Below are 12,673 nucleotides of genomic sequence, written 5' to 3' on the forward strand. Positions count from 1 at the left end.
ATTAAAAAACCCTCTTTATTATTGAGGGTTTTTTTATTTGATTTAAAAACTATGTTGAAATAACACCACTATTTCTACACATAAAGTCAAAAACATATACACCCAAGCAATGCGATAAAAGCGAGAGGGTATTCCCTTCTCATTTTCTTGCTTAAATGACAAGTAATGCTTTCTCGCTTGATAAAACACTACGATATAAATCAGTGCAATCCCTTGGCAAAGGAAAGCCACATATTTAGCCCATGATTTGCCACCTATAATGAGCATGATAAGAGGGATCAAAAAAAACAATAATGGGCCAAATTTCTCTATAAGAAAGAGTTTTTCTTGTGCAAGATATGCTTTTTGCTTATTTATCATATTGATGCTATCTCCAATCTACCCTTGCGCTGGATAATAGCGTGTTAATGCGGTGAATACAAAATGGATATGTGGTTGGTATATAAAAAAACGCCTGTATAGAACTATACAGGCGTATAAATATACAATCAGGTCTACAGACGGATGGTGCCTCACTCAACGTTTCGTCCTGTTGATGATGAATGGTGTTCATCGTTAACGTGGACGTAGGCACCGAATAATCGGCTCTGCATCATTCCTAGGTTTATGAAGTCATATGCTGTCATAAGGAGTGGAATGAGCATCTACAATATAGATAAAGCATTTATCGTGCCAATTTTCCATTTTTTATTAAAAACCCCCTTTATCCTTAAAAAAGATAAGCTAACTTATTGAAGTTTGGTTTTTCTTTCTGACTCTACTCATTTTCAATGATAAATAAGCGATGACCTGTGCTTCCACCACGCTATTGCTAAATAGAAAAGAAAATATAGGGTCTGATATACGTCTCTTTTTCACGACAAGAAAAACACGCCCGATATTTAACCCCATAAAATCAATATATTAAATGTCTCCTATTGGAGACACCAAAAGTGGCGAGTGTTGGTATTTGCCGACAAATAAAATAAAAGACTTATATATCATATAATTATCATCTATCATTTTATGTGTTCAATTCATCTTTTTTTGAAGATTAAAATTCGGCAATAAATTAAATTATTAATAACCCTTAAGTGACAAGGACGACATTTCTGTTAAAAACATCCATTTAGTTTTTCTTATCTGGAACAGATAACACGAAATAAAAAATATGAATAAGAGCAACAAATTGTAGATGTAGATGTAGATGTAGAAAAAGTATGGCGGGTTTTAAAAAGGTAAATCATAGATACAAAAAAGCCTCGACATAATCGAGGCTTTTTCTTATTGGTCGGCGAGAGAGGATTCGAACCTCCGACCCACTGGTCCCAAACCAGTTGCGCTACCAGGCTGCGCTACTCGCCGTCTGTATCACTGCTCTTATCTTGTTTATTGGTGCGAAGGGGGGGACTTGAACCCCCACGTCCGTTAGGACACTAACACCTGAAGCTAGCGCGTCTACCAATTCCGCCACCCTCGCATAAACAATAATTAAGATAAGATGGGGTGGCTAATGGGACTCGAACCCACGACAACTGGAATCACAATCCAGGGCTCTACCAACTGAGCTATAGCCACCATAACAGCTATCTTATTACTTCTTACAACAACGTTCTTCACCGTAACTCTTAGCACGCTTTAATGGCGCGCCCGACAGGATTCGAACCTGAGACCTCTGCCTCCGGAGGGCAGCGCTCTATCCAGCTGAGCTACGGGCGCTTCACGCCGTTGCGGGAGAGGATAGTACGGATTTACGCTCTGTCTGTCTAGTGCTTTTTGAAAAAAAAAGTTTGTTTGACGATAGTTTGTGCATTTCGTCGATAAATGGAGCGTTTTTACACGCTAAACGCCCCGTTAGTATAATAAGTAAACAATCAAGATGCTAGATAAAAGCATAAATAAATCATTTAATCAGCCCATCTAACAAAAAAGCATAAAAAGGCATGATGACTGTTACAATTTATTGGAATAGTAATAACCAACGAATTTTAATAGCTTAAATTGGCGCTTAATTCGACTTGGTTGTGATAACAATCGATATAACCACTCTAATCCAAGATTTTGCCATGCTTTCGGAGCTCTTTTAACATGGCCTGTAAATACGTCATAAGTTCCGCCAACGCCCATATATAAAGCATCAGGATAAATTTCACGACATGCACGAATAAATAGCTCTTGCTTAGGTGATCCCATGGCAATAGTCACTATCTTCGCACCAGAGGCCTTTATACGTTCAAATAACGCCTCTCTATCTTGTGGTGTAAAATAACCATTCTGGCTACCCACAATATTTACATTCCACTTTGCTTTAAGCTTATTTTCGGTTTGCGAAAGAATTTCAGGTTTACCACCGACAAGAAAGACCGGCGTTCCCTCTTTGCCAGCCCTTTCCATTAATGCTTCCCATAAATCTGCGCCTGCAATACGAGAAACATTTGCATCAGGATACTTACGACGAATACCTCGCACGACGCTGATACCATCGGCATAAAGATAATCCGCTTCATTGAGTAGCTCATTGAGTGCGGGATCTGTTTCTGCTGTAAGAATTTTTTCTGCATTAATGGCAATCAGAGAGCCACCTTTTATTTGTGCTCCTTCATAGAGATAATCCAGAAAATGAGCCATATCGCGAAATCCCCAGATATTATGTCCGCGGATTGAATACTTCGGAATTGAATTGGATCCCATTACTTTTCCTTTTTCTCTAAACAACGAAGTTCACTTTGTATTTGGCGAGTTACGTAATTACGTACTAACCCCGCGCTTTCAAATAACCAATAAAGTAGTTTAGCGACCACCAAACATAAACCAAAAATTAAACAGAAAAATACAACGCGAGAAACGAAAGAATCAACACCTTCTCGTGCCAAAACAATCATATTAAAAATAGCCCCAAAGCAGAAAGCTTGCAAAATAGCTGATTTATAACGATTGCTCTCATTAAGCCCTTGTTGATATAGCCAATCAAACCACTTAATTATCAGCCCAACAACAATTGCACCTAATGGGATGAATACAATACCGCCCATTACAACCAATGAGCCAATTAAGGTTGGTGAAATAGCAAGACCCGCATGATAATTCAGCACTTCCCATGTAAAGTAATTTGCTGAGTTCAGCACAACATCTGGGCGTTCTGGCCATACCCAAGAAGGGATAAAAACATAAAAATCACGAATTATCGGTGCTAGTCCTTGGAATTCAATCTTGTCATAATTATCAAGTAACAAAGCAAGGTTTTCCCAAGGAGAAAACGTATCGCGAGTTAAGTACAAGAAAGTATAGAATGCTTCGGCACCACTCACATCAAGGCCATAGCGTTTTAATGCCAACCAGAACATTCCAACGATACTCATAACCCCAGCAGCAACCAGCATCCACAACGTTATCCAGCCACGAACAATACCGATAAACAGAAACAGCGCAAAAGCGATGATGATATTAGCGCGGGTTCCCCCCACGATAACATAAGTTAATATTCCGAAACCCACTGTTGCACAAAGGAAAAAAATCCAGCGTTGTTGCGTAGGTTTTAAGAAATAAACCACCAGCATTGCGGGAATAAAGAAATAGAAAAAGCGCTTAAGCGCAACACCTGACACTTGGCTTGAAAAAATTTGACTATACGTTTTAAGTTTAAAGAGTAAAAAGCCATTTTGTAGAAAGAAAATACCCACGGTGATAAATGCAATTAATGCCAATAAAATCCAAGTGAGGTTGGTTTCTACTCTATTCATCGTAAATAACGACCTAGAAGGGCCGCCAACCGATTTTCTCAGTCTTACCTTATAAGTTACATAATAAATGGCATAGAAGCTGGTAGAAGCTAATAGCGCGTATAATAATGAGTCAACCGGTACAACTGCGACATCAAATTGGAATACCAACATACAAGTCAGTGGAAAGCCAAAATAAAACGTCAGCAGATAGAGCATTGAGAAAAAAACATTAAAATTAAAGCGAACTCGACGAAACTCTTGATAAGTCAGTAATAAAATAAAACTTAAAGAGATAAAATAAACAAGTGTTAAGCCACCCAGTTCCGCCAACGTCATTGTGGCTCTCCTGTACTCATCTCAATTAACTCTTTCCAGCCATCAGTAAAATTAGGCGCAAAGAAGGCAATATTTTGACGATCAAGCATCAGCAATTGACGTTTAGCCTCTTCAATTAGTGCAACATCTAATTTGTCACCCGAGAAAAAAACCGGAATATTTTGCTCAGTTAAGTCCTGCCAAAATGGATTTTGACGGCTAATAACAAAAGGGATCGCAAATTGAATAAGCAGACAAAGTGTGCCAATACCTTGTTGTCGATGAAAAATAAAATAACCTAAATCACATGTTTTCAATAATGCTAAATAATCATCAAATACCAATTTATCACGTAATATTTCAACCTGATTATATGGAAGCAACTGGCTAGCGGCTTGGGTTACTTCATCAATATAAACGTGATTATTTTCAGGATATCCCATTGGAATAATCACTTTTGCACGTGTTCCATATTGCTCTGAAATTGCCTGCAAAGCTTCAATGTGGCGATTCGATCTATCCCCTGAATTACCCACAATAATGGTAAGTTGTTTTTCATCAATAGGCGCTTTTTCTGTCACCGTAAGCGCAGGATCCATTCTTGTTGGAAAATAGAGTAAACTGGCAGGGATGTTAACGTTAAATTGCGCAAAATAATTTAAATCACCTCGTGTACCAAATACTCGCCCCACACGTTTTTGAGCAAGTTTACGAAGAAGATAGAAAAGTCTAAATTTTAGCTGTTTAGAATCCTGATATAAATCAGCACCCCAAATGTGCCACCAAAATTGATGACGTTTAATTTTGCCTGTCAATAATGCCAACCAAATAGGCGCATTAAACTGACCTAAAAAAAGGAATCGTTGGTGGGTATCAGCTTTTGCCAATGTAACCACTCTCTGAGCAACCTGCTGCTTATCAGCTAAACACTCAATATCTAAAGCTGGGTAGCTTTCTTGCAGTGAAGTATTTCTACTGGCAACGATAAAACGAGGTTTATAAGTTAACCCCGCCTCAGTCACGAGGTGGTCGTTAAAAAACCGTAACATTGTGTTGTTATGATGCACAATGTCTGAACCTAGTACGTAAATCAAAGTTGTCATTTGCGCCTGCAATAAATCACGAAAACGGAACTACAGAGAAGGAAGTAAATAATATACGTTGCCATATAGGCTTGAGCCGCACCCAGTGCGCCATGTTCAGGAATAAGCCAACGCGAAAATAGCGTTAATAAAGCAAATTGACTTACTTCTGTAAGGATATAAAAACGCAGTGCCGCTTTTGCTATGATGAGATAACCAAAGACATAAGCGCCTACTTTTAAAACATCACCGACAAGTTGCCATGCGAATAAATCACGCATAGCGACAAATTTATCTGAAAACAGTAACCAAATTGCGAAATCACGTAATAACCACACCATAAAACTCGCAACCGCTACCACAGGTAATACAAACTTCAGTGACTTAACAATCTCTTTGGTAATATCACTCTTTTGCGTTAATCGGGAGAGTGTTGGCAGTAAATAAACTGAGAACGATGCGGTAATAAACTGCAAATAAGCATCTGAAATACTGGTCACCCCTTGCCAAATCCCTACGTCTTCCCAGCTATAGTGCTCAGCAAGTAAGTTACGCATCATGATATAAGCGACGGGTAATGTAATCGAGGTCAGTATTGCCATAATGGTAAACTTACCAAGATGACTTGCTATCGCCTTATCCCAATGAGGTTTGAGCTCGCGTAAAGCGAAGCGTTTACGTTTTACTACTAAAAATGTAGCAGGAAATAAAATAAGTGCTGGGACTAATGCTAGTCCAATTAATGCACCGTGATACCCCGCAAATAAATAGCACAAATAATAAGCAACAACACCAATAATGCTACCGGCAATTACAGATAAGGCATTGCCTGCTGCGTCACGATAACCTTTTAATATAGCAAGAAAATAGTTGCTATATGCTATCCCCATTTGAATAAAAGCAACGGCTCTTACAATATCCTGATATTGATGATAATCATCACCAAATAACACTTGGCTAATGGGGGCAGAAAAAAGAAGAAATAAAATAGCCAATAGTGTGGAAAATAGCAAAATCATGGATGATGAAGTACCCAACACTTTTTTACGTTGAATATCATCATCTTGATATTGTGCGATTAACTTCGTCACACCATTAAAAATACCCGCACCAGACAAGACGCCTAGTACGGTAATTAATTGACGAAAGTTACCCGCTAACCCAACGCCTGTTGGACCAAAAGAGACTGCAAGTAACTTAACGACAAGCAGACCAGCCCCAATTTTTATCAGGGTTGATCCGGCAGTCCAAATTGATGCTTTGGCTAATGACATAATTTAAGCAAAAAAGTTGCGAATATGACCAATAACAGTCTGCTGCTCTTCTTCTGTCATATTGTAGAACATAGGTAAACGCACTAAACGCTCACTTTCTTGTGTTGTAAAAATATCTTCACCATCAAAGCGACCAAATTTCATACCTGCTGGGCTGGTGTGTAATGACACATAGTGGAATACTGTTAAGACACCATGCTCTTTCATATAGTCATTAAACGCACTACGTTGCTCAATATCTTTCAGTTTGATATAGAACATATGCGCATTGTGTTCTAATCCTTCAGGCACGATTGGAAGTGACAATAAGCCTTTTTCTGCTAATGGCGTTAATGCATCATAGTAAATTTGCCAAAATGCTAAACGACGCTCATTAATTTTTTCAGCTTCTTCAAGTTGAGCCCACAGGTAGGCTGCTTGTAAATCTGACATTAAGTAGCTAGAACCAATATCACGCCAAGTATATTTATCTACCTGACCACGGAAAAATTGGCTACGGTTAGTCCCTTTTTCACGAATAACTTCTGCACGATTGATTAAATCAGGATCGTTAATTAACGTTGCACCACCCTCACCGCCTGATGAGTAATTTTTAGTTTCATGGAAACTATAACAACCAATATGGCCAATTGTCCCAAGAGCCTTACCCTTGTAAGTTGACATAACACCTTGTGCCGCATCTTCAATCACGAACAGATTATGTCTTTTCGCAATCGCCATAATGGTATCCATTTCACAGGCGACACCAGCATAATGAACAGGAACAATAGCACGGGTTTTATCTGTAATGGCGGCTTCAATTTTTGTTTCATCGATATTCATGGTATCTGGACGAATATCAACAAAAACAATCGTTGCTCCACGTAATACAAACGCATTAGAGGTCGAAACAAAGGTAAAACTTGGCATGATGACTTCATCGCCAGGCTTGATATCTAATAAGATGGCAGCCATTTCAAGCGATGCTGTACAAGAGGGTGTTAACAGCGTTTTATGACAATGAAATTGTTCTTCTAACCACTTTTCACATTTCTTTGTGAAATTGCCATCACCACAAAGCTTGCCACTTTCCATAGCCTGTTTCATGTATTCTAATTCGGTGCCGACAACCGGTGGTTTATTAAACGGAATCATATTATCCCCTGTATAACCAATAAGTGGTACTTTCGATTAAGCCACCACTGTGTATGTATAAACGCGAAGCTGCGATATTGCTGATCTGTGTTGCAACATATAAGGTGGAAATACCTTGTTGTTGACACCAAAACTTCGCGACCGACATCAGTTGCTTACCAATGCCTTGTCCTATTCTGTTGGGCATTACTGCTAATAATCCCACTCTTGCTTCATTTTCAGATAGATAGCGTAACGTGACAAAACCACTGACATTATTTTCAACATCATAAGTTAATAAGCAGATATCATCGAACGTACCTAATACCGCTTTTTTAACCCATAATGCATAAAAACGACTACTATCACCTTCTTGATACCAAGGTGCTCTAAAACGACTTTGTACAAAAGCTTCTGTAGCCGTTGCCATCAATAAATCGATATCATCTTCATTGGCTTTTCTAAAACAATATTCTGTCGCTTTCTTACAAGCATTTTCTGTGCCAATTGAAAGTTTAAAATCAATTTCACCTTCCGCAAATTGAAAACCTAATTGACTGAGTTTATCGATGAGAGAAAGCTCATAAGATGCGACTTTAGCTTGAACCACAGCAAAAGCGTCAAGCCGTTCGCCTGTTAACGCAGGCGCTTGGGCATCAAACTCAAGGCGTCCTGTTTTGAGGGAGAAATACTCACTTTCCCACTCAAGATAATTAATATTGGCGAGGACGGACATGCAATAAATCCAATAGATAGCGACCATAACCCGTTTTAGACAGTGATTTTGCACTTTCTCTTACTTGGTCATCACTGAGCCAACCGTTGCGCCAAGCGATCTCTTCAAGGCACGCCACTTTAAATCCTTGGCGTTTTTCAACGGTCTGAACAAAGGTACTGGCTTCAATTAAACTGTCATGAGTTCCGGTATCTAACCACGCAAAACCACGACCCAGTAGTTCAACATTAAGTTCACCACATTCAAGATACATCTGATTAATCGACGTAATTTCTAACTCACCACGAATCGAAGGTTTAACTCGTTTGGCAAAATCAACCACTCGGTTATCGTAGAAATAAAGCCCCGTCACAGCCCAATTAGATTTAGGTTGTTCCGGTTTTTCTTCGATAGATAACACTTTAAAATCATCGTCAAATTCAACAACACCAAATCGTTCAGGATCCATCACTTGATAACCAAAAACTGTTGCACCACGTTCACGTTGTGCAACTTGTTTCAGTTTTGGACTAAATCCTTGACCAAAATAGATATTATCGCCTAAAACTAAACAGCAATGATCATCACCAATAAATTCCTCACCCAAAATAAAGGCTTGGGCTAAGCCATCTGGAGATGGCTGAATTTTATATTGAAGATGAACACCAAATGCAGAACCATCACCCAATAAGCGCTGAAATGAAGTCATATCATCTGGTGTTGTGATGATCAAAATATCTCGAATACCGGCAAGCATCAGAACTGAAAGCGGATAATAGATCATGGGCTTATCATAGATAGGCAATAACTGCTTCGATACCCCTTTGGTTATCGGATGCAGTCGTGTACCAGAGCCACCCGCTAAAATAATACCTTTCATCATTTATCCTTCTTTACTTAATCAGTTCCCAAGCCCTAGACGTTCACCTGCATAAGAGCCATCTAACACACGTTTCCACCAAGTTTCGTTATTTAAATACCACAAAACTGTTTTACGAATGCCGGATTCAAATGTCTCTTCTGGTTTCCAGCCTAATTCTGCTTCAATTTTTGCTGCATCAATCGCATAGCGCAGGTCATGACCCGGTCTGTCTTTCACATAAGTGATGAGATCGACATATTGATCAACACCTTCCGGTTTTGCTGGATATAACTCTTCTAATAGTGCACAAATCGTTTTAACAACATCAATATTGCGACGCTCATTGTGTCCACCAATATTGTAAGTTTTACCCGGTGTTGCTGTTGTTGCGACTAAATAGAGAGCACGAGCATGATCTTCAACATAGAGCCAGTCGCGGATCTGTTCACCTTTACCATAAACAGGTAATGGTTTTCCTGAAATTGCATTTAAGATAATTAATGGGATTAATTTTTCAGGGAAATGGTAAGGACCATAGTTATTTGAGCAGTTCGTGATCACGGTTGGTAAACCGTAAGTGCGTAACCAAGCGCGAACTAAATGGTCACTTGACGCTTTAGAGGCAGAATATGGGCTACTTGGCGCATAAGGTGTGGTTTCAGTGAAGAAATCATCTGTACCTTCTAAATCGCCATACACTTCATCTGTTGAGATATGGTGGAAACGAAATGCCGCTTTCTTCCCTTCAGGCAAGACTTGCCAAAAATGGCGAGCCGCTTCTAATAAGGTGTAAGTACCAACAATATTGGTTTCAATAAACGCAGCAGGGCCATCGATAGAACGGTCAACATGGCTTTCTGCCGCTAAGTGCATAACAACGTCTGGCTGATATTGAGCAAATAAGCGATCAAGCTCAGCTCTATCACAGATATCGACGTGCTCAAAGGCATAGCGTTCACTGTCAGCGACAGTTGCTAATGACTCTAAATTGCCGGCATAAGTCAGTTTATCTACCACAACAACACTGTCATTGGTATTTTCAATAATATGTCGAACAACAGCAGAGCCGATAAAACCGGCTCCACCTGTAACTAAAATGCGTTTCAACGCCATACTCCTTTAGTATCTACAATCCATTTTTGAGTCACTTTACTACCTGGGATCGCTTTAAATTGTTGGTGATCAACGAGCATTAAGACAATATCAGCGTCTTTCAGTGCTTGTTCTGTTGATACTAACTCTGTGATCCCCTTCAGTTTTGTTGGTAGCTCATGAATATTTGGCTCAACTGCTAATGTCGTACCACTGTGCCAATCAGCGATTTGTTTAGTGATATTCATTGCAGGACTTTCACGTAAGTCATCGATATTAGGCTTAAAAGCTAAGCCAAAGCAGGCAATCTTAATTTCGTTTGCACGTTTACCTGTCTCTGTCAGGCAATCTGCAACAGCAGCTTTAACTTGATCAATAACCCATACAGGTTTGCCATCATTAACTAAACGCGCAGTGTGAATTAAACGGGATTGTTTTGGATTTTGTGACACGATAAACCAAGGGTCAACAGCGATACAGTGCCCACCAACGCCTGGGCCGGGTTGTAAAATATTGACGCGAGGATGGCGATTCGCCAAGCTAATTAGCTCCCACACATTAATATCTTGCTCAGCGCAGATCAGGGATAATTCGTTAGCAAACGCAATATTCACATCACGGAAGCTATTTTCAGTCAGCTTACACATTTCCGCGGTACGCGCATTAGTGATAACACATTCACCTTCAAGGAAAATCTTGTATAGCTCGCTTGCACGCTCTGACGATTTACGGTTCATACCACCCACAACACGGTCATTGCGGATAAGTTCAATCATTACTTGACCAGGTAATACACGCTCAGGACAGTAAGCAACATCAATATCCGCATCTTCACCTTGTTGATGAGGAAATGTTAGGTCTGGACGAGCTTCCGCTAACCACTCTGCCATTTTTTCAGTAGAACCAACAGGTGAGGTTGATTCTAAAATAATAAGATCACCTTTTTTCAGTACAGGTGCGATAGAGCGTGCGGCTGCTTCAACATAAGCCAAATCAGGCTCGTGCTCACCTTTAAATGGTGTAGGTACAGCAATAAGGTAAGCATCTGCTGGCTGTGGCGTGGTATAGGCTTTTAAATGACCTTCTTCAACCGCTTGTTTAACGACTTTATCAAGATCAGGCTCAACAATATGAATTTGACCTTTATTAATCGTATCAACTGCATGCTGATTAACATCAACACCGATGACGCTTTTTTTACGAGAGGCAAAAGCTGCCGCTGTAGGTAAACCAATGTAGCCGAGGCCGATAACAGAAATAGTTTCAAAACTCATAATGTCACCTGATTTTTTTTCAATGCTTCAAGAATACGTTGGCAGGCATGACCATCACCATAAGGGTTTGTCGCCTTACTCATTTGGTGATAAGCGTTTTCGTCTGTCAATAAAGAGGTTACTTCGCTAACAATACGTTTAGTATCTGTTCCCACTAAACGAACAGAGCCGGCTTCAACTGCTTCTGGGCGCTCTGTCGTGTCTCTCATCACAAGAACTGGCTTACCTAATGAAGGAGCTTCTTCTTGAATTCCACCAGAGTCGGTCAAAATAAGGTAAGCATGGTTCATTAAATAAACAAATGGGAGGTAGTCTTGTGGTTGTATTAGCTTAATATTATCAATACCATGAAGGATACGTTGAACAGGTTCACTCACATTAGGGTTTAAGTGAACAGGATAGACAACTTCTACATCTGGGTGTGCTAATGCAATTTCAGCTAAAGCTTGGCAGATCCGTTCAAAACCACCACCAAAGCTTTCTCGACGATGTCCTGTTACCAAGATCATTTTCTTGTCAGGCTGAATAAATGGATAGTGTACAGCAAGCTCATTTAAGAGTGTTTGATTGCCCATCACTCTATCACTTACCCAAAACAACGCATCTATTACCGTATTTCCTGTGACAAAAATATTTTTATCCGCGACCGCTTCTCGTACCAAATTTAATTTTGCAGTTTCTGTTGGTGCGAAATGATACATTGCAAGATGTCCTGCAATGGTGCGGTTTGCCTCTTCAGGCCAAGGGGAATAAAGATTGCCAGTACGTAATCCAGCTTCCACATGTCCGACTGGAATTCGTTGATAAAATGCGGCTAAACTTGCAGCCATAGTCGTTGTTGTATCACCATGTACTAAAACAACATCAGGTTGAAATGACGCTAATACTGGTTTTAACCCTTCTAAAATACGACAGGTAATATCCGTTAAATCTTGTCCTGGTTTCATAATATTGAGATCGTAATCTGGTTTGATCTCAAAAAGATTTAATACCTGATCAAGCATTTCTCGATGTTGGGCCGTAACACATACCTTCGCTTCAAACGAATCATCATTTGCTAAAGCGTGCACTAAAGGTGCCATTTTTATCGCTTCAGGGCGTGTGCCAAAAACAGTCAACACTTTCACAGTGGCTCTCTTTTTTTCATTGTTATATTGCTTATTTTTGGGAAAGCAATATGCCCTTATTCTCACAACATCAGGTGCCGAAACACCTGATGTCTCGTTATTGTCATCAATGACAAAA

11 protein-coding genes and 4 tRNA genes are annotated in these 12,673 nt (G+C 39.7%); all 15 read right to left on the bottom strand.

What is annotated here, in order from left to right:
* Positions 1-42: 42 nt before the first annotated feature.
* Positions 43-360 (bottom strand): hypothetical protein, encoded by a 318-nt coding sequence (locus QSH13_RS09300; RefSeq protein WP_109396610.1) that lies wholly within the window; start codon positions 358-360, stop codon positions 43-45.
* Positions 361-1,267: 907 nt separating this feature from the next.
* Positions 1,268-1,344, bottom strand: a tRNA-Pro gene (locus QSH13_RS09305).
* Positions 1,345-1,372: 28 nt separating this feature from the next.
* Positions 1,373-1,459: transfer RNA gene (locus tag QSH13_RS09310), tRNA-Leu, on the bottom strand.
* 22 nt (positions 1,460-1,481) lie between these two features.
* Positions 1,482-1,557: transfer RNA gene (locus tag QSH13_RS09315), tRNA-His, on the bottom strand.
* Between the two features lie 64 nt (positions 1,558-1,621).
* Positions 1,622-1,698: transfer RNA gene (locus QSH13_RS09320), tRNA-Arg, on the bottom strand.
* A gap of 234 nt (positions 1,699-1,932) precedes the next feature.
* A complete protein-coding gene (gene wecG, locus QSH13_RS09325) occupies positions 1,933-2,670 on the bottom strand; it encodes a lipopolysaccharide N-acetylmannosaminouronosyltransferase (RefSeq protein ID WP_109396608.1) in 738 nt (245 codons plus the stop codon).
* Positions 2,670-4,037: an ECA oligosaccharide polymerase gene (gene wzyE / locus QSH13_RS09330; RefSeq protein WP_286039071.1), complete on the bottom strand. Its 1,368-nt coding sequence runs from the start codon at positions 4,035-4,037 to the stop codon at positions 2,670-2,672. The genes wecG and wzyE overlap by 1 nt, the downstream gene beginning before the upstream one ends.
* Positions 4,034-5,119: a TDP-N-acetylfucosamine:lipid II N-acetylfucosaminyltransferase gene (locus tag QSH13_RS09335; RefSeq protein WP_196544820.1), complete on the bottom strand. Its 1,086-nt coding sequence runs from the start codon at positions 5,117-5,119 to the stop codon at positions 4,034-4,036. The genes wzyE and QSH13_RS09335 overlap by 4 nt, the downstream gene beginning before the upstream one ends.
* The gene (gene wzxE / locus QSH13_RS09340; protein ID WP_109396602.1) at positions 5,116-6,372 is read right to left on the bottom strand and encodes a lipid III flippase WzxE; all 1,257 of its coding nucleotides are present in this window, start codon (positions 6,370-6,372) and stop codon (positions 5,116-5,118) included. The genes QSH13_RS09335 and wzxE overlap by 4 nt, the downstream gene beginning before the upstream one ends.
* 3 nt (positions 6,373-6,375) lie before the next feature.
* On the bottom strand, positions 6,376-7,506 hold the full coding sequence (gene rffA / locus QSH13_RS09345; protein ID WP_109396600.1) for a dTDP-4-amino-4,6-dideoxygalactose transaminase: 1,131 nt from the start codon (positions 7,504-7,506) through the stop codon (positions 6,376-6,378).
* Position 7,507: 1 nt separating this feature from the next.
* The gene (gene rffC / locus QSH13_RS09350; RefSeq protein ID WP_109396598.1) at positions 7,508-8,221 is read right to left on the bottom strand and encodes a dTDP-4-amino-4,6-dideoxy-D-galactose acyltransferase; all 714 of its coding nucleotides are present in this window, start codon (positions 8,219-8,221) and stop codon (positions 7,508-7,510) included.
* Positions 8,199-9,080: a glucose-1-phosphate thymidylyltransferase RfbA gene (gene rfbA / locus QSH13_RS09355; RefSeq protein WP_075674228.1), complete on the bottom strand. Its 882-nt coding sequence runs from the start codon at positions 9,078-9,080 to the stop codon at positions 8,199-8,201. Before rfbA ends, rffC begins: the two co-directional genes overlap by 23 nt.
* Before the next feature lie 21 nt (positions 9,081-9,101).
* Positions 9,102-10,169 carry a dTDP-glucose 4,6-dehydratase gene (gene rffG, locus QSH13_RS09360; protein ID WP_109396800.1) on the bottom strand — a complete coding sequence of 356 codons (1,068 nt, stop codon included), beginning with the start codon at positions 10,167-10,169 and terminating at the stop codon, positions 9,102-9,104.
* Entirely contained in the window at positions 10,166-11,428 is a 1,263-nt protein-coding gene (wecC, locus tag QSH13_RS09365) for a UDP-N-acetyl-D-mannosamine dehydrogenase (RefSeq protein WP_072064613.1), read from the bottom strand. Before wecC ends, rffG begins: the two co-directional genes overlap by 4 nt.
* Complete coding sequence (wecB, locus tag QSH13_RS09370; RefSeq protein ID WP_109396596.1) at positions 11,425-12,555, bottom strand: non-hydrolyzing UDP-N-acetylglucosamine 2-epimerase; 1,131 nt, start codon at positions 12,553-12,555, stop codon at positions 11,425-11,427. Before wecB ends, wecC begins: the two co-directional genes overlap by 4 nt.
* Between the last annotated feature and the right edge of the window lie 118 nt (positions 12,556-12,673).

It is taken from the genome of Proteus faecis (genome assembly GCF_030286765.1).
Classification (GTDB): domain Bacteria; phylum Pseudomonadota; class Gammaproteobacteria; order Enterobacterales; family Enterobacteriaceae; genus Proteus; species Proteus faecis.

Bases quoted from the DNA above. Each gene is read 5' to 3' on its own strand.
- rfbA (WP_075674228.1), bottom strand. From the start codon at position 9,080: ATGAAAGGTATTATTTTAGCGGGTGGCTCTGGTACACGACTGCATCCG.
- rffC (WP_109396598.1), bottom strand. From the start codon at position 8,221: ATGTCCGTCCTCGCCAATATTAATTATCTTGAGTGGGAAAGTGAGTAT.
- QSH13_RS09335 (WP_196544820.1), bottom strand. From the start codon at position 5,119: ATGACAACTTTGATTTACGTACTAGGTTCAGACATTGTGCATCATAAC.
- rffA (WP_109396600.1), bottom strand. From the start codon at position 7,506: ATGATTCCGTTTAATAAACCACCGGTTGTCGGCACCGAATTAGAATAC.
- wecG (WP_109396608.1), bottom strand. From the start codon at position 2,670: ATGGGATCCAATTCAATTCCGAAGTATTCAATCCGCGGACATAATATC.
- QSH13_RS09300 (WP_109396610.1), bottom strand. From the start codon at position 360: ATGATAAATAAGCAAAAAGCATATCTTGCACAAGAAAAACTCTTTCTT.
- wecC (WP_072064613.1), bottom strand. From the start codon at position 11,428: ATGAGTTTTGAAACTATTTCTGTTATCGGCCTCGGCTACATTGGTTTA.
- wzyE (WP_286039071.1), bottom strand. From the start codon at position 4,037: ATGACGTTGGCGGAACTGGGTGGCTTAACACTTGTTTATTTTATCTCT.
- wzxE (WP_109396602.1), bottom strand. From the start codon at position 6,372: ATGTCATTAGCCAAAGCATCAATTTGGACTGCCGGATCAACCCTGATA.